We start from the raw sequence: 22,329 nt of genomic DNA, 5'->3' as shown, positions 1-22,329 counted from the left end.
GATTAGCTGCGGCGTACTGGATTCCCCGCCTGCGCGGGGAATGACAGTTGGGGTGAGGGCGACACTGTTCGCTACTGCGCCGTCAGCTTCACACCGAGCCGTCCCGCCAGCTCCTGCACGAACTGCCAGGCGACGCGACCCGAGCGGGAGCCGCGCGTCGTCGACCATTCCAGCGCTTCGCGCTCCAGCGCCTCGTCGTCGATCTTGATGCCGAAATGGCTGCAATAGCCGCGCACCATGGCGAGATATTCGTCCTGGCTGCAGCGGTGAAAGCCGAGCCAGAGGCCGAAACGATCCGACAGCGACACCTTCTCCTCGACCGCTTCGCCCGGATTGATCGCGGTCGAGCGCTCGTTCTCGATCATGTCGCGTGCCAGCAGATGGCGGCGGTTGGAGGTGGCATAGAGGATGACGTTCTCGGGCCGGCCTTCGATCCCCCCTTCGAGCACCGCCTTGAGCGACTTGTAGGAGGCATCGTTGCCGTCGAAGGAGAGGTCGTCGCAGAACACGATGAAGCGGAAGGCGGAGGCGCGCAGCTGCTCCATCAGGGCCGGCAGGGTCTCGATGTCCTCACGGTGGATCTCGATCAGCTTGAGCTTGTCGACCGGTTTGCGCTCCGCGTTGATGCTGGCATGCGTCGCCTTCACCAGCGACGACTTGCCCATGCCGCGTGCGCCCCAGAGCAGGGCGTTGTTGGCCGGCAGGCCGTTGGCGAAGCGCTCGGTGTTCTCCATCAGGATGTCGCGCATCCGGTCGACGCCCTTGAGCAGGAACAGCTCGACGCGACTGACTCGCGGCACCGCCGAGAGGCGTCCGTCAGGGTGCCAGACATAGGCATCGGCCCGCTTGAACGACTCGGGCTCGACGGCCGGCGTGCCCCGGGCGGAAAGGTGCGCCGCAATGGTCTCCAGGGCGCGGACGATGCGCTCCTGGGCAAGGTTGGGGCCTGTCTCGGCGATCGCCGCCGTGGGGCGTTTTGCCGCGACGCGGGCGGGCTTGTTGGCAGGGGTGCGGGGGCCTTTGCCGGCCGGGCTTTTGTCTGGTTTCTTGGGCATGTCCGAAGTTCCTGAGAACGCAGCCTTATCGGGCCTCAGGGGCCGCCGCAAGGTGGCCCAAAAGGGCGGTCTGCCAGCGTTGCAATTGGGGCAATGGCCGCTATAGTCCGCGCGAATTTGACCGAACCGGTCGCCCTTGAGGGCCCGACCGGCTTTCCCCCGTTCTCACGAGGATCGTCCGAATGCTGATTACCCCTGCGTATGCCCAGGCCGCGGGCGCCGGCGACACCAACAGCATGTTGATGTCGCTGCTGCCGTTCGCCCTGATCTTCGTGATCATGTACTTCCTGATTCTGCGCCCGCAGCAGAAGAAGGTCCGCGACCACGCCGAGCTCGTGAAGAACATCCGCCGCGGCGACACCGTCGTGACCTCGGGCGGCCTCGTCGGCAAGGTCACCAAGGTGGTCGACGACGACCAGATCGAGTTCGAGATTTCCGACGGCGTGCGCGTGCGGCAGATGCGCCAGATGATCTCGGGCGTTCGCGCCAAGGGCGAGCCGGCCAAGGAAAGCAAGGAAACCGCCAAGGACGACGCCGCGTCGAAGTGAGCGCTTCCGCGAGCATCTCAAGTCTCCTGATCTGACAGGTCCAGTCGATGTTGTATTTCACGCGGTGGAAGGCGCTCGGGATCATCCTGACGGCGCTGATCGTGTGCCTCTGCGCGGTCCCGAACTTCTTCCCCGAGGCGCAGGTCAAGACGTGGCCGGCCTGGGCGCAGCGCCGGCTCGTGCTCGGCCTCGACCTCCAGGGCGGCTCTTATCTCCTGCTCGAGGTCGATTCCAACTACGTGAAGAAGGAGCGGCTGGACCAGATCCGCGACGACGTTCGCCGGACGCTGCGCGACGCCAAGATCGGCTTTACCGGCGGCGTCACGGTGCGCAACGACGCGGTTGAGGTTCGCATCACCAAGGAAACCGACGTGCAGCCGGCACTCGCCAAGCTGCGCGAGCTGTCCCAGCCGCTGGGCGGCCTCATGGGATCCAGCGGTCAACGTGACCTCGAGGTGGCTGATGCCGGCGGCGGTGTGATCCGCCTCAGCGTCCCGCAGGCCGCGATGCTCGACCGCATGCGCAAGACCATCGAGCAGTCGATCCAGATCGTCGAACGCCGCGTCAACGAGCTCGGCACCGTCGAGCCAGTGATCCAGCGCCAGGGCAACGACCGCATCCTGGTGCAGGTCCCCGGTCTCCAGGATCCCACCCGCCTGAAAGAGCTGCTGGGCAAGACCGCAAAGATGGAATTCCGCATGGTCGACACCTCCGTGCCGCCGGATCAGGCGCAAGCGGGCAGGTTGCCGCCGGAATCCGAGCTGCTGACGAGCGCATCGCCGCCGCCCACGCCCTACGTGGTCAAGAAGCAGGTGCTGGTCGCCGGCGGCGACCTGACCGACGCCCAGGCGAGCTTCGACCAGCGCACGGGCGAACCGGTCGTCAGCTTCAAGTTCAACACCTCGGGCGCCCGCAAGTTCTCGCAGGCTACCACCGAGAACGTCGGACTGCCGTTTGCGATCGTGCTCGACAACAAGGTGATCTCGGCGCCGGTCATTCGCGAGCCCATCACCGGCGGCCAGGGCCAGATCTCCGGCAATTTCACCGTGCAATCGGCCAACGATCTCGCGATTCTCCTGCGCGCCGGCGCGCTACCGGCGCCGCTCACGGTCGTCGAGGAGCGCACCGTCGGCCCGGGCCTCGGCCAGGACTCGATCGAGAAGGGCGAGCTCGCCGCCTATGTCGGCTCGATCCTCGTTATCATCTTCATGCTCGTGACCTACCGGCTGTTCGGCGTGTTCGCCAACATCGCGGTGGCCATCAACGTCGCCATGATCTTCGGCCTGCTGTCGCTGCTCAATGCCACGCTGACGCTGCCCGGCATCGCCGGCATCGTGCTCACCGTCGGCATCGCGGTCGACTCCAACGTGCTGATCTACGAGCGCATCCGCGAGGAGCTGCGCGGCGGCCGCAACGCGATCTCGGCGATCGATGCCGGGTTCAAGCGGGCGCTCGCGACCATCCTCGATTCCAACATCACCACCTTCATTGCCGCCGCGGTGCTGTTCTACATCGGCACCGGCCCGGTGCGCGGCTTCGCCGTGACGCTCGGCATCGGCATCATCACCACGGTGTTCACCGCCTTTACCCTGACCCGACTGATCGTGGCATGGTGGGTGCGGTGGAAGCGGCCGCAGAGCGTGCCGATCTAGGAGCCTGATCGTGACTTACACCGTTCTCATCGGGCTCGGCGTCCTCATTGCCATCCTCACCGTGGTCGCGGCCCTCGGCCTGTTGCCGTCGCTGCGCATCGTTCCGGACGAGACGCATTTCGACTTCACGCGCTTCCGCCGCATCAGTTTCCCGATCTCGGCCGCGCTGTCGATCGTCGCGATCACGCTGTTCTTCACCCACGGCCTGAACCTCGGTATCGACTTCAAGGGCGGCACGCTGCTGGAGGTGAAGGCGAAGTCCGGCACCGCCGACATCGCGGCGATGCGCACCTCGCTCGACGCCCTGGGCCTTGGCGAGGTCCAGCTGCAGCAGTTCGGCGGTCCCGAGAACGTGCTGATCCGGGTTGCGGAGCAGCCGGGCGGCGACGCCGCCCAGCAGGCAGCCTTGCAGAAGCTTCGCGGCGCGCTCGGCAACAGCGTCGACATTCAGCGCACCGAGGTGCTCGGTCCTCGCGTCGCCGGCGAGCTCCTGGCCTACGGCATGCTCGGCCTGATGCTCGCGATCATCGCGATCCTGATCTATCTCTGGTTCCGCTTCGAATGGCAGTTCGCGCTGGGCGCCATGATCGCCAACGTGCACGACATCGTGCTGACGATCGGCTTCATGTCGATCAGCCAGGTCGATTTCGACCTGACCAGCATCGCGGCGCTGCTGACGATTCTCGGCTATTCGCTCAACGATACCGTCGTCATCTACGACCGCATCCGTGAAATGCTGCGGCGCTACAAGAAGATGCCGATGCCGCAGCTGCTCAACGAGTCCATCAACTCGACGCTGTCGCGCTCGATCATCACCCACGTCACCGTGACGCTGGCACTGCTCGCGCTGCTGCTGTTCGGCGGCCATGCCATCCACAGCTTCACCGCGGTGATGATGTTCGGCGTGGTGCTGGTCGGCACCTACACATCGATCTTCATTGCGGCGCCGATCCTGATCTATCTCGGCGTCGGCGAGCATCGCGAAGATGCGCCCGATACGGCGACGCCGGCGAAGAAAAGCAAGGCATGATCCGAACCTCATGCCCTCGCTGGCGTTTGCGAGGGCAGTAAGCCCATTCGGACGAAGCTCATGGCCGGCGATCCCAACGCTCCGCATTTCCCGCGCTCGGCGCCGATCGATGCCTACGGCAAGGGCGGCTTCGCCTTTGCCGGCATGTCGCATCGGGGCTCGCTGCTCTGCCTCCCCGACGCGATCTGGGCCTGGGACGTGACCGACCCCGCGAAGATCGACCGCTATTCGCTGGATCGGGTGTTCGTGGCGGCCAACAGCATCGACACGCTGCTGGTCGGCACCGGAACCGGGCTGTGGCTGCCGCCGCCCGAGCTGCGTCAGGCGCTCAAGGCGGTGAGGGTGGTGCTGGACACGATGCAGACCGGCCCGGCCGTGCGCACCTACAACATCATGATCGGTGAACGGCGGCGGGTTGCCGCCGCGCTGATCGCCGTGCCATGAGCACCCCCCCGCCGCCGCCCGACTCAGTTGTCTTTTGCGCCGATCTCGTGCGCAGCCATGACTTTCCGCGCTACGCTGCAACCCTGTTCGCGCCAGCCGCCGAGCGCCGCGCGTTGCTGGCACTCTACGCCTTCAACGTCGAGATCGTCCGCGTTCGCGACCAGGTGAGCCAGCCCTTGCCCGGCGAGATCCGCCTGCAGTGGTGGACCGACATGCTGTCGGGCCAGGTCCACGGCAGCGCCGAGGGCAATCCGGTGGCGGCCGAGCTGCTCCGCGCGATCCGCGATTTCGACCTGCCGGTCGAGCCGCTGTCGCTGCTTGCGGAGGAACACCAGTTCGATCTCTACAACGACCCGATGCCGACCATGGCCGCGCTGGAAGGTTACCTGGCGGCGACCTCATCGGCGCTGTTCGCCCTCGCAGCGCAGGTGTTGGGACCGCCGTCGGAGGCGGCCGAGCATCTCGCCCGCCATGCCGGGCTGGCGCAGGGGATCGTGCAGGTCATCGCCAATCTGCCGCGCGATGCCGCGCACCGGCAATTGTTCGTGCCGCAGCAGGTGCTGGAGAAGCACAATTGCAGCATGGAGGATGTGTTCGCCGGCAAGGAGACACCCAATCTCCATGCGGTGCTGGAGCAACTAGCGGGTGAAGCCCGGCAGCATATGACCGCGGCTTCATCGCTGCTGGCGCAGCTGGCGCCGCCGGTGCGGCCGGCATTTCTGCTGCTGCGGCAGGCGCAGGCCGATCTCGCGCGCCTGTCGCGCCCGGGACGCAATCCGTTTACATTGCAGCCGACCTCGCGGTTGCGCACGCTCTGGACGCTGTGGCGCGCCTCGCGATCGCGTGAATTTACCAAATAAGCGCCGGCTTATCGCCTGGCCCGGCCAAATGCTCTATGCTGTCCTATGGGTGACATGTCCCAAAGCACGTCCGATCTCAGCGGCCTTCCGGTCGCACCGGAAGACATTCACGCCGCCGCCAAGACCATCCAAGGCGCCGTCGTCGAGACGCCCTGCAGCTACAGCCGCACGCTGAGCAGCATCTGCGGCTGCGACATCTGGCTGAAATTCGAGAACCTCCAGTTCACCTCCTCGTTCAAGGAGCGCGGCGCGCTCAACCGGCTCACCGCGCTGACGCCGGAAGAGCGCGTGCGGGGCGTGATCGCGATGTCCGCGGGCAACCACGCGCAAGGCGTTGCCTACCACGCCAAGCGGCTCGGCATTCCCGCCACCATCGTGATGCCGATCGGCACGCCCATGGTGAAGATCGAGAACACCAGGCATCACGGCGCCGAGGTGGTGGTCACGGGCGCGACGCTGGAAGAGGCGGCCGCTTTTGCGCGAAGCCACGGTGAAGCGCACGGCATGGTCTTCGTCCATCCTTACGACGATCCGCTCGTCATCGCCGGGCAGGGCACGATCGGACTGGAAGTGCTGAAGGCGGTCCCGGAGCTCGACACGCTCGTCGTCCCGATCGGCGGCGGCGGTCTGATCAGCGGGATTGCCATTGCCGCGAAGTCGATCAAGCCGTCGCTGCGGATATTGGGCGTCGAGGCCTGGCTGTATCCCTCGATGTACAACGCCATCCATGACGGCAATCTGCCGGCGCGCGGCGATACGCTCGCCGAGGGCATTGCGGTGAAATCACCGGGCAGGATCACCACCGAAATCGTCCGCCGCCTCGTCGACGACATTGCCCTCGTCAACGAAGCCGAGCTGGAGCGTGCGGTCGCGACCCTGATCTCGATCGAGAAGACCGTGGTCGAGGGCGCCGGCGCCGCCGGCCTCGCCGCCCTGATGTCCGATCCGTCTCGCTTTGCCGGCGAGAAGGTCGGCCTCGTGCTGAGCGGAGGCAATATCGACACGCGGCTGATCGCTTCCGTACTCACCCGCGAGCTGGCGCGCGAGGGGCGGCTGACGCAATTGTCGCTCGATATCCCCGACAGGCCGGGGCAGCTCGCCGCGGTGGCGGGGCTGCTGGCCGAGGCCGGTGCCAACATCATCGAGGTCTCGCACCAGCGGACCTTCTCCGATCTGCCGGCCAAGGCGACGCTGCTGCAGCTCGTCATCGAGACCCGCGATGCCGCGCATCTCGACGAGGTCATGGCCAGGCTCAGCGCATCCGGGCTGAGCGCGCGCTGCACGTGAGCGCCACGCGAGGCCGAGCCGAGCGCTACTCGGGAAGGCCTGCAGCGCGGAGGGCGTCGCCCAGCGAAGAGGCCAGCGCCGGCGCGCAGTTGACGCCCTGAAATTGACGGCCATAGCGGAAGGTCGGGTGTAGCTCCAGCACCCGCGCGGCCGCGGCTTTCGCCTCCTGCAATCGTCCCAGCTTTGCCAGCGCTGCGGCCAATTGCACGTAGGTGATGCTGTGGCGAGGGTTGGCCTGAACCGAGCGGTAAGCGGCGCGGCACGCCTCCTCATATCGGCCGCGATGGAAGTGCCCAAGCGCCTGGGCGTCGAATGCGGCGAAAGCCCAGGAATCGAACGGGCTGAGCCGCAGGCCTTGCTCGCTCCACGCGATGGCGCGGTCGGAATCTCCGCCCCAGCCGAGCACGACACTGCCGAGAATGTAGGTCAGCGCCGATGATGGGCTGATGGCGAGCGCGGCCTCGAACGCGGTGAAGGCCGCGGAGCGATCGTGCCCGTCCATGCCGATCGAAAAACCCGCGAGCGTGAGCGCAAGCGCGTCATCCTGGCCCTGGGCGATGGCCGAGCGCGCGTGGTGGATCGAAGCCTCGCGATTGGCTTCCTGCAAGCCGGCCCGGAGAAACAAGCAATGATGGCACATCGCCGCATTGCCATGCGCGAGCGCATACGCAGGTTCGAGCGCGATCGCACGTTCGAGCAGCACGAGCGCCTGGGTCACCTGGGCGGGCATGCCGGAATCGACGTCCGGCTGGGCGCGCAGGACGAGATCATAGGCATCCAGGCTGTGCGGCCGCTTTCGCTTGACCCTGTTGATCTCGGCACGCCGCAGGCTGGGTGCGATGGCACCGACGGTCGACAAAGCGATGTCATCTTGGAGCGCGAAGACGTCTTCGGACCGGCGGTCAAATCGCTCGGCCCATACGTGCATTCCGCTCGCCGCATCGATCAACTGGCCGGTGATGCGGACCAGCGTGCCTGTTCTGCGGACGCTGCCTTCCAGGACGTAGCGTACACCAAGCTCGCGGCCGACCTGCTTCACGTCCACCGCGCGGCCCTTGTAGGCGAACGTGGAATTCCGCGCGATCACGAACAGCCAGTTGATGCGTGAGAGCCCGGTGATGATGTCATCGACCATCCCATCGGCAAAATAGTCCTCGTCCGCATCACCGCTCAAGTTCGTGAAAGGCAACACTGCGATCGACGGCCTGTCGGGCAATGCCAGCGGCGGCGCTTGCGGCGTCGCCTGAGCGTGATCCGGATCGGACGGCGTCACGGTGGGGCCGACATAGCGATAGCCGCGGCGCGGCAGCGTTTCGATCCAATGCGTCTCGCCGGAAATGTCTGCCAGCGTGCGCCGCACCGCCGCGATCTGGACGGTCAGATTGCTGTCCTCAACGGCCTGGGCGGGCCAGGCCGCCTCGATCAAGGCATCTTTCGAAACCGGCGCTCCAGCTTTCCGGACGAGAAGGGCGAGGAGCAGCACGGCGCGCCGGCCGAGTCCGGTCGGCTCGGCACCGTGGAACAGGATCCCCGCCTCGTCATCGAGCCGAAAGGGACCAAATTCAAGGATCGCGGCCATGCCGAAGAAGGGCACATTTCGCAGGTTTTTTGCAACGTTTTCCGAACGGCTTCACCACTTTCGGGCTCGCCTGGATCACTATCGCTCCAGCCGTGAGGAGCGCTGCAACAAGCGATGGAGGGATACATGACCGCGAAACACGTGATCCGCAGGCCCGGCGAGACCGAAGGGGCCGTGCTGCGCGGCCAACCGATGGGCTTCCTGGTGACCGGCGAGGACACCAGGCACACGAGCATGTTCGACTGGACAATTCCGGCAGGATTCGCCACGGGCCGGCACGTGCATCGTGTTCAGGAAGAGACGTTCTACATGCTCGAAGGCGAGTGTGAATGGCACGTTGGGGATGAGGTCGTCCGCGCAACCCCCGGGACCTTTCTCTTCATTCCTCCGGGCGTAGCTCACAACATCACAAATGTGAGCGAGAAGCCCGCGCGCGTGCTCATGACCGTCTCCCCACCGGGACACGAGCATTATTTCGAGGAGCTGGCCAAGCTGACGGCGAGTGGGCCGCCGGATGCGAAAGCCATCAGCGCCTTACGCGCCCGCTTCGATACCGACCAACTCTCGGCATTGACGACAAGAGCTTGATGTCAGGCCGGTGCGATGGTGGAGCGACCTCACGGTCGGCCCGGTCGCGCCGCCTCCTCTTGCTATCGTGTCAGGTCCGCCAGATGCGCGAGCAGCCGATCGACCTCGGCTTCCGTGTTGTAGTAATGCGGTGACGCCCGCACGAGATGCGGCAGCGAGCGAAGCTCGGCATCGATGCGCGTGCTCGATGGGTCCGAAGCACCGATCGTGATGCCGGCTGCAGCGGCGCTGGCGACAATGTCGTCCGCCTCGTGCCCGTCCATCGTGAAGCTGACGATCGCACCCGGCGCACGCCCGAGGTCGCGAATGGTGATGCCAGGAAGGGCGGCGAGGCCGCCGCGCAGGCGGCCGGCGAGCGGGCGGCAGCGCTGCTCGATCCGATCGATGCCGATCTCGAGGGCATAATCGACAGCCGCGCCCAGCCCAAGCCGGGCCGCGTAATTATTCTCCCATGTCTCGAAACGGCGGGCATCGTCGCGGAGCCGATATTCATCGCGCGAGACCCAGGGCGCTGCAAAATGGTCGATCATCGGCGGCTCGAGCTGCTGCAGCAGCGCGCGGCGGATGTAGAGAAAGCCAGTGCCGCGGGGGCCGCGCAGGAATTTGCGGCCCGTGGCCGACAACATGTCGCAGCCGATGGCTTCGACATCAACTGTCATCTGCCCGACCGCCTGGCAGGCGTCGAGCAGATAGGGAATGCCATGCGCCCGCGCGATCCTGCCGACTGCCTCTGCCGGATTGACCAGCCCGCCATTGGTCGGAACCCAGGTGATGGCGATCAGTTTCACCCGCTTTTCGATCATCCGTTCGAGCGCGTGGAGGTCGAGCTCACCGCTGGCATCGCTCGGCACCACGTCGATGACCGCGCCGGTTCGCTTGGCGACCTGAAGGAAGGCGACATAATTCGCCGCGTATTCCGCTTCGGCGGTCAGGATCCGGTCGCCCTTCCGAAACGGAAGCGAATAGAACGCCATCTGCCACGCAACCGTCGCATTCTCCACGAGCGCGATCTCGTCGGGCGCGGCATTCAGCAGGCGCGCGACCGAGCCGTAGACCGCATCTAACCGCGGGGCTTCGCGGTCAGCGGCGGCATAGCCTCCGATCTCGCTTTCGAGGTCGAGATGCTGCTTCATTGCGGCGACAACGGGGGTCGGCATGAGCGCCGCGCCGGCGTTGTGGAGATAGGCGAGCCGGCTGGTGGCTGGGGTATCGGCACGTATTCGGTCGAGGTCGATCACTCACGCCCTCCGCTTCTTGCGATCCCATGAATTAGGCGCGTTGCCGCGCGCGAGCAAGATGGGCTGGCGCGCCTCAGATGCAGAGGCCGAGCAGCTTGACGTGACAATTGCTGGGCTTTGGCTTGCTGGCCGGAGCGACCTCGCGCTTCACGGCAACGACGGGCTCCTTGTCCTTTTTCTTGCCTTTGCCCTTCGGCTCGTAATCGCCGGCGATGACCATGGCCCAATAGATGCGCTTGCCACTCGCATTCTTGGCGCTGGCAATGCCGACGCGGGAGGCGTTGTGCAGCAACAGGTTCTTGCGGTGCCCGGACGAGTCGATCCACTGGCCCAGCGTCTTCTCGAAATTGTCGTAGCCGTAGGCGATGTTCTCGGCGGCGCGGCCCGCACCGGCCGGTGCGACCCGGCGATTGAACGGGCCGAGCGCGTCGTGGCTGAGGTCGTCCTTCGCTGCCATCGCGCGGGCCTGATCCATGGCGATGCGATCGAGGGTGGCGTCGCGGACGACGCGGGCCTCACCATGCTTGAGACGGAAGCTGGAGATCAGCTCGGCCGGAGAGTCCGCCAGCGCGGGCGCGCCCGCCAGCAGCACAAGACCAGCGATGATCCCGCCAACCACACGATGCATCATCGTCCCCCGACCGCCCATGATCTCTGCGAGCCCTGCGTGATCCAAGCGCTTCTCAGTCGCCATTGTGGAGGCTTCAAGGCGCAGATTCCGCTTAGCTCGTTGGGAGCTTCGCTTCGAAATTGAAGCGGTCGCGCAGGTTCTTGCGCTGCTCCAGGATGTCCTTGAGGAAGGCGCGGTCCTGCTCGTTCTTCATCATCGGCTCGATCAGGTCGAGCTGGTTCATGGCGACCAGCTGCAAGACCTCGGTGCGCGGCTTGCCGCTGCTGTTGCGTGGCAGGGCGTGCACGACCTGGATGTGCTCGGGCGGCTTCGGCCCCTTGGCGGCGGCAAGCTCGCTGCGGAGCTGGCCTTCGAGCGCGGCGTGATCGGCCTCGACGAAGGCGTAAAGTCCGACGCCGGAGCGGCGGTCGGCAAAGGCGACGATGGCGGCGTCGCGCACGGCGGGATTGCGGCGGATCAGCTCGGCCAGCACCGGCGCGTCGTTGACGAGCCGGCGGCCGCCGCCCTCGCGGTCAGTGAAATTGAACAGGCCGCGGGTGATGGCGCGATAGACCTTCTTGCCGGTGGCGAGCCACAGGCTCGCGGCGAACGACTTCCTCGCCAGGATCTTTCGCTCGCGCGGCGTCAGCGCCTCCGGCGCGTAGGAGCGCTTGTGCTTGAGCAGATGCCGGAGGTCTTCATAGGCGAGGATGCGATAGAGCCGGCCGCGGCGCTTGAAGCACGCGGCGAGCTGGAAGTCGGTCACATAGGCGCGGCCGTCGCGGCCGACCAGCCAGTTCTGCTCCTTGGCGAGATCGTTGTGGCAGATGCCGGCGCGGCGCAGCCGGCGCAGTGCGGCCTTGGCCGAGCGGAAATAGGCGAGATCGCCATGGGGCTTTGCCAGATGCAGCGCGACGCCGTCGACGAAGCCGCGCACCAGAGCGCGGCGCCCGGCCCATAGCAGCTCGGGACCGACGTCGAGGCCTTTGGCGCGCACCAGGGCATGCTTCTCGCGGGCGAACAGGTGGCGTGCCAGCAGGAACGACCACCAGGGCACCTCGTCCAGCCGGCGCAATACCGCATCGATCTCGCCGCTCTCGCTGCGGAAGCGGCCGCGCTCGACGGTCGAGAACACGTCGCGCTTGAGCAGCACGCCTTCGGTCCAGCGCGCCGACAGCTCTGCGGCGTCGTCTTTGGGCAGGCTCATCGCAAACTCACGCGGCGGCGGCAATGCGCAGGTGATCGGCGATCCAGCGATCGAGATCGGCGAGCGCCCGTGCGCTCAGCGCCTGCTTCTTGGCCACCGTCTTCTCGTTGCTGCGCAGCCGTGTGCCGTCGGGCTTCTTGGTCGGCACGGTCGCGAGCGGCGGGAATAGGCCGAAATTGATGTTCATCGGCTGGAACGAGCGCGTGCCCGGCTCGATGGTTTCGATATGGCCGCCAGTGATGTGGCCGAGCAGTGACCCGAGCGCGGTCGCGCCCGGCGGGCTGACAAGCGCCTCGCCACGTGCGTCCGCGGCTGCGTAGAGACCAGCGATCAAGCCGACGCTGGCGGATTCCACATAGCCCTCGCAGCCGGTCATCTGGCCGGCGAAACGCAGCCGCGGCTGCGCACGCAGGCGCAACTGGCCGTCGAGCAGCTTTGGCGAGTTCAGGAAGGTGTTGCGATGCAGGCCGCCGAGGCGGGCGAATTCGGCGTTCTCCAGCCCCGGAATGGTGCGGAAGATGCGTTGTTGCTCGCCGTATTTCAGCTTCGTCTGGAACCCGACGATGTTGTAGAGCGTGCCGAGCTTGTTGTCCTGACGCAGCTGCACGATTGCGTAGGCCTTGGTCGTGGGATCGTGCGGATTGGTGAGGCCGACCGGCTTCATCGGACCGTGGCGCAGCGTCTCGGGGCCGCGCTCCGCCATCACCTCGATCGGCAGGCAGCCGTCGAAATAGGGCGTGTTGGTCTCCCACTCCTTGAACTCGGTCTTCTCGCCGGCGATGAGGGCGGCGACGAAGCCGTCATACTGCTCCTTGGTCATCGGGCAGTTGATGTAGTCGGCGCCGTTGCCGCCGGGGCCGACCTTGTCGTAGCGCGACTGGAACCAGGCCACCGACATGTCGATGGATTCGCGGTGCACGATCGGCGCGATCGCGTCGAAGAAGGCTAGCGCGCTCTCATCCGTGAGCTCGCGGATGGCGTCAGCCAGTGGCGCGGAGGTGAGGGGGCCGGTGGCAACGATGACATTGCTCCACTCGGCCGGCGGCAGGCCTGAAACCTCGCCACGGGCGATCTCGATCAGGGGATGGTCGTTGAGCGCCTTGGTGACGGCAGCGGAGAAGCCGTCGCGATCGACTGCGAGTGCGCCGCCGGCGGGCACCTGGTTGGCATCGGCGGCGCGCATGATCAGCGAGTCGAGCCGCCGCATTTCCGCATGCAGCAAGCCAACGGCGTTGTTGGCGGCGTCATCCGAGCGAAACGAGTTGGAGCAGACCAACTCGGCGAGCCCGTCGGTGCGGTGCGCCTCGGTCATGCGGGTCGGCCGCATCTCGTGCAGCACCACGGGCACGCCGGACTTCGCAACCTGCCAGGCGGCTTCGGAACCGGCGAGGCCGGCACCGATCACGTGCACGATGTTGGATTGGGGTCCTGTCATGGGGCGGACAGGTAGCGCTTTTCGGCGGAGAGTGGAATCGCCGAGATCGAGTTTTCTGCCATCAGAAACGACAACGCCCGCACGAGGCGGGCGCTATCGGTCCGTTCCGGTGAAGGGCTGAACGATATCAGCCCTGGTACTGACCGGCGGCAACGCGCGGGATGTCCGAGCGATCGAGGCCGATGTCGGCCAGTTCGCGGTCGCTGAGCTGGGACAGCTCGGCAACATTGCGCTGATAGTCCCGGAAGGCCTGGATCATGCGGATGAGCGAGAGCAGCATTGGTAGTCTCCTGTAGTTCGATTCAGCTCTTGCTTCGAGCCTCATCGTTGAAATGAATATAGGTGAGAGTGGTGCAGTGCGAAAGTTCCGATGTTGCGATGCAGCTAAGCGAAGAGCGCATAGCACCGGTAAGAAGCGATTAACCTCTTGGCACTCCCGCCCAACAGCTGGGCGGGAGTAATCGCTTTTCACAGCAAACGTCCGTGAAATCACGGGCTTATGTTTGGATTTGCGGTGCCGACGGGGGTCGAAGTATGTCGCGTTCCCGTGATCCGCAACCAGGATGGGATAGCGTCTGGGCCCAAGTCTCGCATGCGCGAATCGCATGATCTGCCCGGATAAAAAGTGAATCTAGATTCATGTATCGAGAGGTCGAAATTGGATCGCCTTTGATCCTGAGGCTCTCTGTTGCGCAGTTGGTGCCGCGTACACACGCGCTGCGTTAGGGCCTCCATTACGAAGTTGTAATGAAAATCAGAAATTTCGCATGCGGCTCTGCGCGGCGCGCAGCATCACGCAATTCTCGCGGGGAATTTATTGCGGCAAGTTGCCGCAACCGGAGGAAAGTCATGTCGCAGATTCCGGCAATGTCGCCGGTTCTGGCCCAAGAACAAGAGAAGGAAAGTAACATCATGACGAAGTTACTCGGGGTTATCGCAGTCGCCGCTGTTGCACTCGCCGTCGCGCCGGCCCAGGCCGCCAAGCACGCCATGGGCGGCTGCAGCGGGGCCAATCTGGAGAAAACGGAGACGGCGATCGAAAACATGGCCGACGGTGACAGCAAGTTTGTCGCGCAGAAGGAGATCGCTGCGGCTCAGGACTCCCTGCTCAACGGCAAGATGGGTGCGTGCGGCGCGCATCTGAACAAGGCAATGCTCGCCACCATGGGCAAGTAAACGCACCCAAGCGAGGGCCGGTCGCTCGCGATCGGCCCATGCATTTTGTCGCGTGTTATTTCAGGGAGCGCGTGCAAGCTGGGCGGCAAAATAGGCGACGGTCTTGGAGTAGACCTCGCTCTTGTTCCACTGCTTGAGCACCTCAAAGTTCGGACTGCCCGGCTGCCAATCCTTGCCCTTCTGCCAGCCATAGCCGGCCAGATAATTGGCGGTGGAGGCGAGTACGTCGGGCGCGTTATGCAGCAGATCGCGCTTGCCGTTGCCGTCGAAGTCGACGGCATATTTCATCCAGGATGACGGCATGAACTGGGTCTGGCCGAGCTCGCCGGCCCAGGCGCCTTTCATGTCGGCAGGCGCAAGATCGCCGCGCTGGACGATGCGCAGCGCATCCAGCAGCTCGGCGCGAAACTGCTCGGAGCGACGGCAATCGTAAGCGAGCGTTGCAAGCGAGCGGATCGTTGCGAACTTGCCCGTGTTGACGCCGAAATCGGTCTCCAGACCCCAGATCGCGACCAGGACCTCGCCGGGCACGCCATAGGCCTGCTCGATGCGCGACAGCACCGAGCCGTATTGCTTCATCCTGTTGGCGCCGCGCTCCAAGCGCGGCGGCACCATGCGGCCGGAGAACTCCTCGAAGGTCTGGGTGAAGACCTTTTGCGAGCGGTCGCGGTTGACCACGCTCGGATCGAGCGTGACGCCGGCAAGCCCGGCGGTGATGGCCTGCTGCGAGATGCCTTTCGCCGCAGCGTCGGTTTTGAAATCAGCCAGCCAGGCGTCGAAATTGCCCGAGCCGCAGGCAACCGCGGCGGGCGCTGGCTGGACTGAGAGAAGGGACGCGGAGACGATGAAGGCTGCGAGAGCAAGACGAGAAATCGTCGGAGTCATCAGATGAAATGGATTTCCGTGAATTGATCTGACCGGCAGCATAATCTCGGCTGTAACCGCGGCCAAAGCAAGGCGTGCGGCCCTGTCCGAAACGGGGCAGGGCCGCACGTCACGAGATTGTCAGGCGTCCGTCCGATTCCGCCACGGGAAGAGGTTTGCCGGGAAGTCGGCGGCCGGCTTGCGCGGCCGATGGGGCGGAGGCGGCACAGGGCGTGCGCCCGGATCCGACACGATCACCTTGCGATAGAGGTGCCACGTGGCGTGCCCAAGCAGGGGGACCACAACGGCAAGGCCGAGGAAGGCCGGGATCGTGCCGAGCGCGAGCAGCACCGCCACGATCAGGCCCCAGGCCGCCATCGGCACCGGGTTTCTCGCGACCACGCGCAGCGAAGTGCTCATCGCCTCGAACGCACCGGCATGGCGGTCCAGCATCAAGGGGAACGACACGGCACTGAGACAGAGTGCGGCGAGCGCGAACAGGAAGCCGGTGCCGCAGCCCACCATTATCAGCCACCAGCCTTGCTGCGTCGTCAGCACGCGCCTGATGAAATCCGAGAATCCGGTGACGCCCTCGTAGCCGAACGCCGCGACGTAAATCGCTTGTGCGGTTGCCACCCAGGTGACGAACAGGGCGAGCAGCAACGTGCCGAGACCGAGCATCGCACCGAACGAAGGCGAGCGCAGCACCTCCATGGCATCCCAGGCGCTGGCCTCCTCGTAGCGTTCACGTCGGCTGGAGAGTTCGTAGAGGCCGAGGGCTGCGAACGGGCCGATCAGGGCGAAGCCCGCGGCCAGCGGAAACAGCAGCGGCAATACGGAATAGCCCATCACCACGCGGGCGAGCACGAGGCCCAGCACGGGATAGATGACGCAAAGGATGATGGCGTGGCTCGGAACCGCCTTGAAATCCTCCCAGCCGCGCCGGAGCGCCTCGTGCAGATCAGACAGTTGGATGGTTCGGATCACAGGTCCAGCCGCATCCGCGGGCTGGGCCATCGTGGGTACATTGCCCTGGTAGAGTGTCGCCATGGTCGCTAGCTCCCTTGCCGGGCAGCCGCACTCGGCGCCGGCAAACGGCGCAAGCGGCCGCTCTTCTCTGAGTTTCGCGATTCCAACCAGACGCGAATTCCGGACGGGATCGCGAGTTGAACGTAAAGGCTACTCCCAATTCCGAGTCCTGTCCCTCACGCCTGGGTAAAATTCGATGCCGCAGTGCAACCTCGATGATGTCATTCGGTCGTCATTTCGCCGCAGATAAGCTCATGCTGCTTGGTGGTTCGCAGAACTCCGCGGGCGCAACGCAGTGACTTCGTCTATAAGGGGCCACTCAAGGCCCTTCCAATGGATCCTTTTCGGGGAAGCAGACATGAGCATTTTCGGGAAAATCATGAGCGCGATCTTCGGCAGCCAGCCGGCTTCCGCCGCGCCGGCCGGTGGCGCAGCGCCGGGCAGTGCCCCCGCTGGGACCACGGGCGCATCGGCGCCGGCATCAGCGCCCATGGCGGCCGTCGACGTCGCTGCCATCGTCGACAAGGCCGTCGCCGCGCACAAGGGCGAGAAGCTGGAATGGCGTACCTCGATCGTCGACCTCATGAAGGCACTCGACATCGATTCCAGCCTGGCCGCGCGCAAGGACCTCGCCAAGGAGCTCGGCTATAGCGGGGACATGAACGACTCCGCCAGCATGAACGTCTGGCTGCACAAGCAGGTGATGTCCAAGCTTGCCGCCAATGGCGGCAAGCTGCCGCCTGAGATCAAGCACTGACCCGGCGTCGGTCGTGCCGAAAGGGCCCGCGATCGCGCGGGCCCTTTTGCGTTCAGGCGACGAGGTCCGCATCCTCCGGATGCCGGTCGAGATAGTCGACGACGAAGCCGCAGCCGGCGATCACCTTCTTGCCGTCGCGCCGGATCAGCTCGAGCGCGCCCTTGACCAGCTCGGAGCCGATGCCGCGCCCGCGCAGCGCGCGCGGCGTTTCGGTGTGGGTGATGATCACGGCCGATGGCGTCAGCCGGTAATTGGCGAAGGCCATGTCGTTGCCGACATCGAGCTCGAAGCGCCTCCTGTCCTTGTTGTCGCGTACCGAAGCCGCCATGCGGGATCCTTCCAAGCTGCAGATTGCTTCCTGATCTAGGAGCCGGACACGGCCCTTGCCAAGATGAGACCAAGGGAGATCGGCGCAGAGGAGATATCTGCAAATGCGCGCCGCCGTCACCGCATTGCAGTATGGACCTGGCGCGCCGCGAGCACGGTCCCGCGACCCCGCAAAAAAATCCCTGATGCCGCTCTTGCAAGCCGCATTTCGGTTCCCACGTCCTGGAAAGGACATACGCCCGAATGCGGCCGGCAGGGTCGCTAGACATTCGGAGTGTCATGATCGCCAGCCGCAGACGTATGCCTCTTTTGCAGGGAGGGTACGATGTCGGACTCTGGTTTCTTTAATACTCATCGAACGTGGGAAGACTGGTGCGGGATGCTGCTGGGTGCGGTGATCGTGGCCTCGCCGTGGTTTCCGATCCAGGATCAGGCGATCGCCGGTCACCAGACGGCGATCCTGAACACGGTTGCGATCGGCCTGGTCGTGTTTGGCATCAGCCAGCTCGAATACGTCGCTTTGCAGCGCTGGCAAGAGGTGACGACAATCCTGGTCGGACTGTGGCTCATCGCCTCGCCATACGCGCTCGGCTATTCCGGCGAGGGCTTCCTCCGCATCTATCACACGAGCCTTGGTGCGGTGGTGGTGCTGCTCGGCGTTCTCCAGCTGTGGCAGGACTGGGATATGAACGACCAGGACTTGCTCAAGCACGGACAATAGGGCCGTAAGTCAACGACAGGCCTGCCGGCCACTGGCGGCGGGCCTGTGCACTCACCGTGTCACGAGATCCGCATAGTCCGGGTGCTTGTCGATCCATGCCTTCACGAACGGGCATTGCGGGATCAGCTTCAATCCGTTCGCCCGGACCTGGTCGAGCGCGCCTTGCACCAGTTTCGAGCCGATGCCCTTGCCGCCAAGCTCCTTCGGCACGTCGGTATGCTCGAAGGTGATGACATCGCCGTCGAGCCTGTAGTGCTCGGTCGCAAGGTGACCTTCCACCTCGAGCTCGTAGCGGTGATGGGCCTTGTTGTTGATGACGTCACTCATATCGTTGCCTTGCAGCTGCCGGCCCCGCGCACGAGATCGTAACGCGCGGTCCGGCCGGCGGTTTCCGATCCGAAGCCGTTCGGTTCAATCGGTCGCTTTGGCCAGCCTGGACTCTTCGGCCTGTGGCGGCGGGCGAAGGCAGCCCTGGCAGATGACCAGGGAGCGGTTGACCCTTACGTCCTGTTCGGCCTCGATGCCGTCCTGCGCCTCGGCTTGCGCCCTGTTGCGCTCGGAGCGGACGGCAGTCCGGGTTGGCTGTGAGGCGGCGCGCGGCCGATTGGGATCCTCGCCGGCGCCATCCCAGGCATAGCGCGCAGGCTTGAAGGCGGGATCGGACGCAAGATGCGCTTGCGGAGAAGCGGCACATCCGGCGAGCGCCAGCGACAACAGGAGGAGGGCGGGCGCTTTGACCATGATGGGGCACTCTGTACGCGATATTCGATGAACGTTGCGCCGATCATGTTTAAAATTCCCTGAACGATAGTTGCTGCGCTGGCGACAAACGCGCATGCGCTATCTCATCCTCATGCTCGCTCTGTTCGCCTCGGCTGCGCGCGCCGACGACGCAAAGCCGTTCAATCCGGCCGACTATCCGCCAGGTGTGCAGAAGGCGCTGCGCTACGCCAATGAGGAATGCGAGAGCCAGGAGGGTGGCGCGGTGACCTTCGCGCCCAACACCGTGCGCAAGATCGACCTGACCGGCGATGGTCGCGAGGACTACATCGTCGATTTCCAGGACACTAAATGCGGCGATCGCGAGACGACCTATTGCGGAACCGGCGGCTGCGTCATGAAGATCCTGGTGACGCTGCCGGACGGCAGCGTGCGCGAGGTGTTCGACGGCTACGTCCTCCGCTACAAGGTCATGGCCCCACCGGTAAAGCGCGGCGCCGCGCGCACCATCCGCTTCGATCTGCATGGCAGCTTCTGCGGCGGCTTTGGTGCGCAGGCCTGCTGGAAGACCAGGACCATCACGGCGACGCCATTTGCATTCAAGCAGCCGTAGGGCAGGTCCGCGGCCGCCGGCCTTGCAGGGCCGCCGGCGTTGGCGATAAATGGGCTGCAATGAACGGACGGCTCGCGTGCCGCCCGTCGCCGAAGAGGAAGCCCGATGCAGCCCCTGCGCATGTCCCGCCGCGTCATGAATCTCGCCTATATGCTGACCCAGAATGCGCGGCGGCATGGTGCGCGTCCTGGTTTCGTCTGGGGTGAAAAATCCTGGACCTGGCGCGAGATCGATGCGCAGGTCTCGGCCCTGGCCACGGCGCTCGCCGCGCGAGGCATTGCCAAGGGGGACCGCATCCTCGTCCATTCCAAGAATGGCGACGAGATGTTCTTTTCGATGTTCGCCGCGTTCCGGCTCGGTGCGGTCTGGGTGCCCACCAATTTCCGCCTGATGCCGGATGAGGTCAGTTATCTCGCGCAAGCCTCCGGCGCAAAGGCGTTTCTGTGTCACGTCGATTTCCCCGAGCACGCCGCGGCCGTGAAGGGCGGCGCAATCGAATTCACCTGGAGCATCGACGGCAAGGCCGCGTTCGGCGAGCGCTCGGTCGCCGATGCCATCGCCTCGCAGGCCGGCGCGAACGTCGCGAATGTCGCGGTCGAGCACGACGATCCCTGCTGGTTCTTTTTCACCTCCGGCACCACCGGACGCTCCAAGGCGGCGGTGCTGACCCACGGCCAGATGGGCTTCGTCGTCACCAATCACCTCGCCGATCTGACGCCCGGGACGACCGAGCAGGATGCCTCGCTGGTGGTGGCGCCGTTGTCGCACGGCGCCGGCGTGCACCAATTGATGCAGACCGCGCGCGGCGCGCGCACTGTGCTGCTGCCGACCGAGAAATTCGACATCAACGAGGCGTTCCGCCTGATCGAGGCGCATCGTGTCAGCAATCTCTTCACCGTGCCCACCATCCTGAAGATGATGGTCGAGCATCCCGCCGCCGACAAATACGACCGTTCCTCGCTGCGCTACGTCATCTATGCGGGCGCGCCGATGTATCGCGAGGACCAGAAGGCGGCGCTGAAGAAGCTCGGCAAGGTCATCGTGCAGTATTTCGGCCTTGGCGAAGTCACCGGCAACATCACCGTGCTGCCGGCGGCGTTGCACGATCCGGAGGACGGCCCGCACGCCAAGATCGGCACCTGCGGCTTCGAGCGCACCGGCATGCAGGTCTCGATTCAGGACGACGAGGGCCGCGAGCTCAAGGCCAACCAGAGCGGCGAGATCTGCGTGATCGGGCCTGCGGTGTTCGCCGGCTATTACGACAACCCCGAAGCCAATGCGAAGGGGTTCCGCAACGGCTGGTTCCGCACCGGCGACCTCGGCCACATGGACGAGGAGGGTTTTGTGTACATCACGGGACGTGCCTCCGACATGTACATCTCCGGCGGCTCCAATATCTATCCGCGCGAGATCGAGGAGAAGATCCTGACCCATCCTGGGATCGGCGAGGTCGCCGTGCTCGGCGTGCCCGACGCGACCTGGGGCGAGGTCGGCGTTGCCGTCTGCGTCGCCCGCGAAGGCGCGAAGGCGGTGAGCGAAGCGGAGATGGCGGCATTCCTGTCGCCGAAGGTGCCGCGCTACAAGATGCCGAAGCGCTTCTTCTTCTGGGATGCGCTGCCGAAATCCGGCTACGGCAAGGTGCCGAAGCGCATGGTGCGCGACGAGCTCGAGGCGCGCGGGCTGCTCGACCTCGACAAGAAGACGGGCTGAGCGCACCGGATGCGGAGCATCAAGCAGCCGGGCCCGCCGCCTTCCGAACGCATCCAATGGGTGGAGGCGAGGGGGCGCGCCTTTTCCTTCACGCTTGAAGCCGGTCTGCCGCTGCTGGAGGCCGCGCGGCGCGGCTTTGCCGCGGAGGGCTTTGCCGGCGGCGTGCTGAATTTTCGCCGCGGCGCGCTGGGGCCGTTCGCCTATGTCATGCCGGCGCTGTCGAAGACCGACGAGAACGCGGCGTTCTACAGCGACACGTTCCGGCCTGACGGCGCGACGCGCCCAAGGCTCGGCAGCATGACGCTCGGCACGCGCGACGGTGCGCCGTTCTTTCATTGCCACGGCCTGTGGACCGAGGCCGACGGCAAGACGAGCGGGGGCCACATGCTGCCGGACGAGACCGTCGTTGCCGAGCCGTTCGAGGTCGAGGCCTTCGGTCTCGACGGTGCGATATTCACTGCCGAGCCCGATCCCGAGACCAATTTCAAGCTGTTCGGACCGGTCGCGGCCGCGCGCACCGGCGCGCAGACGACGAGCCGCGCCTTCGCGCTCCGCCTGCGCCCGAACCAGGATTTTGCGGGCTGCCTCGAAGAATTCTGCCGCGCGCACGGCATTGCCCGCGCGAAGATTCATGGCGGCGTCGGCTCGACCATCGGCGCGCGCTTCACCCATGGCGGCGTGACCGAGCCGTTTGCGACGGAGCTGGCGATCACAGCAGGGACAATCGCGCCCAGCACGTCCGGCGCGCTGGAAGTTGCGCTCGATGTCGCGCTGATCGACTACACTGGCGGCGTTGCGGAGGGCCGTCTGATCCGTGGCGACAATCCCGTGCTGATGACGATGGAGCTGGTGCTGGAGGTGCTGGGCTAGTCGCGGCGA

General features: G+C 65.3%; 25 protein-coding genes. 13 read left to right on the top strand and 12 right to left on the bottom strand.

What is annotated here, in order from left to right; translation table 11 throughout:
* Positions 1-71: 71 nt before the first annotated feature.
* Positions 72-1,055, bottom strand: coding sequence for an ATP-binding protein (locus DCG74_RS25160; RefSeq protein WP_172783674.1), 984 nt, complete (start codon positions 1,053-1,055; stop codon positions 72-74).
* Between the two features lie 182 nt (positions 1,056-1,237).
* Here DCG74_RS25160 and yajC point away from each other — a divergent pair, with 182 nt between their 5' ends.
* From yajC to DCG74_RS25130, 6 genes are read left to right on the top strand one after another with little or no spacing between them, the layout of a single operon-like run.
* Entirely contained in the window at positions 1,238-1,603 is a 366-nt protein-coding gene (yajC, locus tag DCG74_RS25155; RefSeq protein WP_172783675.1) for a preprotein translocase subunit YajC, read from the top strand.
* Between the two features lie 47 nt (positions 1,604-1,650).
* The gene (secD, locus tag DCG74_RS25150; RefSeq protein ID WP_172783676.1) at positions 1,651-3,255 is read left to right on the top strand and encodes a protein translocase subunit SecD; all 1,605 of its coding nucleotides are present in this window, start codon (positions 1,651-1,653) and stop codon (positions 3,253-3,255) included.
* Positions 3,256-3,265: 10 nt separating this feature from the next.
* Positions 3,266-4,285: a protein translocase subunit SecF gene (gene secF / locus DCG74_RS25145; protein WP_172783677.1), complete on the top strand. Its 1,020-nt coding sequence runs from the start codon at positions 3,266-3,268 to the stop codon at positions 4,283-4,285.
* A gap of 60 nt (positions 4,286-4,345) precedes the next feature.
* Positions 4,346-4,729: an Mth938-like domain-containing protein gene (locus DCG74_RS25140; protein ID WP_172783678.1), complete on the top strand. Its 384-nt coding sequence runs from the start codon at positions 4,346-4,348 to the stop codon at positions 4,727-4,729.
* On the top strand, positions 4,726-5,589 hold the full coding sequence (locus DCG74_RS25135; protein ID WP_172783679.1) for a phytoene/squalene synthase family protein: 864 nt from the start codon (positions 4,726-4,728) through the stop codon (positions 5,587-5,589). Before DCG74_RS25140 ends, DCG74_RS25135 begins: the two co-directional genes overlap by 4 nt.
* A gap of 45 nt (positions 5,590-5,634) precedes the next feature.
* The gene (locus tag DCG74_RS25130; RefSeq protein WP_172783680.1) at positions 5,635-6,876 is read left to right on the top strand and encodes a threonine ammonia-lyase; all 1,242 of its coding nucleotides are present in this window, start codon (positions 5,635-5,637) and stop codon (positions 6,874-6,876) included.
* Between the two features lie 25 nt (positions 6,877-6,901).
* Here the strand turns inward: DCG74_RS25130 and DCG74_RS25125 are convergent, their stop codons facing one another.
* Positions 6,902-8,455 carry a winged helix-turn-helix domain-containing protein gene (locus tag DCG74_RS25125; protein ID WP_172783681.1) on the bottom strand — a complete coding sequence of 518 codons (1,554 nt, stop codon included), beginning with the start codon at positions 8,453-8,455 and terminating at the stop codon, positions 6,902-6,904.
* A 126-nt stretch (positions 8,456-8,581) separates the two neighbouring features.
* Here DCG74_RS25125 and DCG74_RS25120 point away from each other — a divergent pair, with 126 nt between their 5' ends.
* On the top strand, positions 8,582-9,043 hold the full coding sequence (locus DCG74_RS25120; protein WP_172783682.1) for a cupin domain-containing protein: 462 nt from the start codon (positions 8,582-8,584) through the stop codon (positions 9,041-9,043).
* A 62-nt stretch (positions 9,044-9,105) separates the two neighbouring features.
* On the opposite strand, the gene DCG74_RS25115 is transcribed toward DCG74_RS25120, so the two are convergent.
* The 5 genes from DCG74_RS25115 to DCG74_RS25095 all read right to left on the bottom strand — a co-directional run bounded on the left by DCG74_RS25115 (position 9,106) and on the right by DCG74_RS25095 (position 13,813).
* Positions 9,106-10,281 (bottom strand): aminotransferase class V-fold PLP-dependent enzyme, encoded by a 1,176-nt coding sequence (locus tag DCG74_RS25115; protein WP_172783683.1) that lies wholly within the window; start codon positions 10,279-10,281, stop codon positions 9,106-9,108.
* A 73-nt stretch (positions 10,282-10,354) separates the two neighbouring features.
* Positions 10,355-10,909, bottom strand: a complete 555-nt coding sequence (locus tag DCG74_RS25110) for a CAP domain-containing protein (protein WP_172783684.1) — start codon at positions 10,907-10,909, stop codon at positions 10,355-10,357.
* A 94-nt stretch (positions 10,910-11,003) separates the two neighbouring features.
* Complete coding sequence (locus DCG74_RS25105; RefSeq protein WP_172783685.1) at positions 11,004-12,098, bottom strand: serine/threonine protein kinase; 1,095 nt, start codon at positions 12,096-12,098, stop codon at positions 11,004-11,006.
* 7 nt (positions 12,099-12,105) lie between these two features.
* A complete protein-coding gene (gene trmFO, locus DCG74_RS25100; protein ID WP_172783686.1) occupies positions 12,106-13,533 on the bottom strand; it encodes a methylenetetrahydrofolate--tRNA-(uracil(54)-C(5))-methyltransferase (FADH(2)-oxidizing) TrmFO in 1,428 nt (475 codons plus the stop codon).
* A gap of 127 nt (positions 13,534-13,660) precedes the next feature.
* The gene (locus DCG74_RS25095; RefSeq protein ID WP_007590701.1) at positions 13,661-13,813 is read right to left on the bottom strand and encodes a DUF1127 domain-containing protein; all 153 of its coding nucleotides are present in this window, start codon (positions 13,811-13,813) and stop codon (positions 13,661-13,663) included.
* A gap of 569 nt (positions 13,814-14,382) precedes the next feature.
* On the opposite strand from DCG74_RS25095, the gene DCG74_RS25090 reads away from it, so the two are divergent.
* Positions 14,383-14,709, top strand: a complete 327-nt coding sequence (locus DCG74_RS25090; protein WP_172783687.1) for a hypothetical protein — start codon at positions 14,383-14,385, stop codon at positions 14,707-14,709.
* 60 nt (positions 14,710-14,769) lie between these two features.
* On the opposite strand, the gene DCG74_RS25085 is transcribed toward DCG74_RS25090, so the two are convergent.
* Entirely contained in the window at positions 14,770-15,594 is an 825-nt protein-coding gene (locus tag DCG74_RS25085; protein ID WP_172783688.1) for a lytic transglycosylase domain-containing protein, read from the bottom strand.
* Positions 15,595-15,714: 120 nt separating this feature from the next.
* Entirely contained in the window at positions 15,715-16,623 is a 909-nt protein-coding gene (locus DCG74_RS25080) for a DUF2189 domain-containing protein (RefSeq protein ID WP_172783689.1), read from the bottom strand.
* 337 nt (positions 16,624-16,960) lie between these two features.
* Between DCG74_RS25080 and DCG74_RS25075 the strand changes: the two genes are divergently transcribed.
* A complete protein-coding gene (locus DCG74_RS25075; RefSeq protein WP_172783690.1) occupies positions 16,961-17,359 on the top strand; it encodes a DUF3597 domain-containing protein in 399 nt (132 codons plus the stop codon).
* 52 nt (positions 17,360-17,411) lie between these two features.
* Here DCG74_RS25075 and DCG74_RS25070 read toward each other — a convergent pair whose 3' ends face one another.
* Positions 17,412-17,687, bottom strand: a complete 276-nt coding sequence (locus DCG74_RS25070; RefSeq protein ID WP_172783691.1) for a GNAT family N-acetyltransferase — start codon at positions 17,685-17,687, stop codon at positions 17,412-17,414.
* 378 nt (positions 17,688-18,065) lie between these two features.
* On the opposite strand from DCG74_RS25070, the gene DCG74_RS25065 reads away from it, so the two are divergent.
* Positions 18,066-18,407 carry an SPW repeat protein gene (locus DCG74_RS25065; protein WP_306557886.1) on the top strand — a complete coding sequence of 114 codons (342 nt, stop codon included), beginning with the start codon at positions 18,066-18,068 and terminating at the stop codon, positions 18,405-18,407.
* A gap of 51 nt (positions 18,408-18,458) precedes the next feature.
* On the opposite strand, the gene DCG74_RS25060 is transcribed toward DCG74_RS25065, so the two are convergent.
* Both DCG74_RS25060 and DCG74_RS25055 read right to left on the bottom strand, forming a co-directional pair.
* The gene (locus DCG74_RS25060) at positions 18,459-18,734 is read right to left on the bottom strand and encodes a GNAT family N-acetyltransferase (protein ID WP_172783693.1); all 276 of its coding nucleotides are present in this window, start codon (positions 18,732-18,734) and stop codon (positions 18,459-18,461) included.
* Positions 18,735-18,818: 84 nt separating this feature from the next.
* On the bottom strand, positions 18,819-19,148 hold the full coding sequence (locus tag DCG74_RS25055) for a hypothetical protein (RefSeq protein WP_172783694.1): 330 nt from the start codon (positions 19,146-19,148) through the stop codon (positions 18,819-18,821).
* Positions 19,149-19,242: 94 nt separating this feature from the next.
* Here DCG74_RS25055 and DCG74_RS25050 point away from each other — a divergent pair, with 94 nt between their 5' ends.
* The 3 genes from DCG74_RS25050 (at position 19,243) to DCG74_RS25040 (ending at position 22,320) form a co-directional block, all read left to right on the top strand.
* A complete protein-coding gene (locus DCG74_RS25050) occupies positions 19,243-19,740 on the top strand; it encodes a hypothetical protein (protein WP_172783695.1) in 498 nt (165 codons plus the stop codon).
* A 105-nt stretch (positions 19,741-19,845) separates the two neighbouring features.
* The gene (locus DCG74_RS25045) at positions 19,846-21,450 is read left to right on the top strand and encodes an acyl-CoA synthetase (protein WP_172783696.1); all 1,605 of its coding nucleotides are present in this window, start codon (positions 19,846-19,848) and stop codon (positions 21,448-21,450) included.
* 9 nt (positions 21,451-21,459) lie between these two features.
* Positions 21,460-22,320, top strand: a complete 861-nt coding sequence (locus DCG74_RS25040) for a PCC domain-containing protein (protein WP_172783697.1) — start codon at positions 21,460-21,462, stop codon at positions 22,318-22,320.
* The last annotated feature ends 9 nt before the right edge of the window (positions 22,321-22,329 follow it).

Origin of the sequence: Bradyrhizobium sp. WBAH42, from assembly GCF_024585265.1 — a bacterium.
Lineage (GTDB): Bacteria > Pseudomonadota > Alphaproteobacteria > Rhizobiales > Xanthobacteraceae > Bradyrhizobium.
The sequence above is the reverse complement of the archived record's forward strand: the minus strand, read 5'-3'. Positions and strand labels throughout refer to the sequence as shown.